Origin of the sequence: Streptomyces sp. NTH33, assembly GCF_003236365.1 — a bacterium.
In the GTDB taxonomy this organism is placed as follows: Bacteria; Actinomycetota; Actinomycetes; order Streptomycetales; family Streptomycetaceae; genus Streptomyces.
The window spans coordinates 1-1,281 of record NZ_POTZ01000909.1 but is presented as its reverse complement, the minus strand read 5'-3'; the positions used below and the strand labels follow the sequence as shown (position 1 = coordinate 1,281).

Below are 1,281 nucleotides of genomic sequence, written 5' to 3'. Positions count from 1 at the left end.
TCGTCGGCAGCGTCAGATGTGTATAAGGGACAGGGCTTGTCCAGGCAGGAGCAGGACTCGCAGGTCGGGGGGCGGGTCGCCCCCACAGCGGATGCCGGGCGGCGTGGTCGAGTGGCCGTCCGGCGGACCACATGGACAGGGCTCCGAAAACCGGGCCGAGCGCGTCGCCGGCCCGCGAGAGACGGTAGGGCTGCCCGTTGCCCCCGGTCCTCACCAAGCCGTCATCGATGAGTTGCCGCAGCGGCGGGTAGATGTTGCCCCAGTAACCGTCGGGGATCACGATGCGGGCCAGGGCCCGAGCGCTCGCCTCCTGCCGCGACTTCAGCGCCCACAGGATCGCGGGGGCCTGGCGGCGGGCGAGGAGGGTGAGGCTGTCCTCGACCTGCTCGATCGCGGAAAGCGGCTGCTCCGGCTGCTCCAGGTGCTCCTCGGCCCAGGCAGCCATCATGGGGAGCACCGGCATGAGCTGCCGGCCGCGGGTGGTGAGGCCGTAGGTGACGTGGCGCGCGGAGTGTTCGGCGCGCTCGGCCAGGCCGGCGTCGCACAGCGAGCGGATCTTGGGGTGCAGCTGGCCGCTCTGAAGGTACGGCAGCTTGACCGCGATCTCCGTGTAACGCTGCGGCGGCTGGTTCAGGGTCAGCAGGATCCGCACGTTCCAGCGCGGTGTGATCATCTGAAGGGCTTCGGTGACCCGGGCGACGTCGGCGTCGTCGGCGGGCGGCAGACCGGTGGTGGCCAAGGGGGGAACTCCTGGGTGCAGAGGGCCGGGCGCTGTCGGGTCAGCGGCTTGGGGCGGGGCTCGCGACCGGTACGGGCGGAGCGGGAACGGGTGCTGCCGCCGAGGTGGTGGGCGGCTCCGGTGCCGGAGCGCGGCCGAGGCTGCGCAGGACCGCGTCAACGGTTGCGGCTTGTGTGTCGCGGACGGCGACGGCTTCGGCGAGGCGGCGGGCGCAGTCGAGGATGTGGGAGACCTCGTGGGCGCCGATCTGCCGCTCGGGGTGGGTCAGGTGCTGCAGCCGCTCTCGGTGCACGGTGATGCTCTGCTCGGCGAGAGCCAGGGTGTGGTGGCTGCCGAGGAGCGCGGCCAGCATGCCTGGGGTTTGGTCCTGGGCGTGGGCTTCGAGGCTGGGCAGTTCGGCGCCGTACAGGTCCTCGATCCGCGCGGCGATCTCAGCGGCGGTGGGATGGATCAATCGGCGGGTGCTCTCATCGTCTTCGGCTGCGGGCCGCCCCGGCACGCGCGGGTGCCGGGGCGGCGGCAGGGGGCAGGGTGGTGGTGAC

General features: G+C 72.4%; 1 protein-coding gene. It reads right to left on the bottom strand.

The window, feature by feature from the left end; all coding sequences use genetic code 11:
* Window positions 1-779: 779 nt before the first annotated feature.
* A complete protein-coding gene (locus tag C1I97_RS37450) occupies window positions 780-1,193 on the bottom strand; it encodes a hypothetical protein (RefSeq protein WP_111007309.1) in 414 nt (137 codons plus the stop codon).
* Window positions 1,194-1,281: the final 88 nt, after the last annotated feature.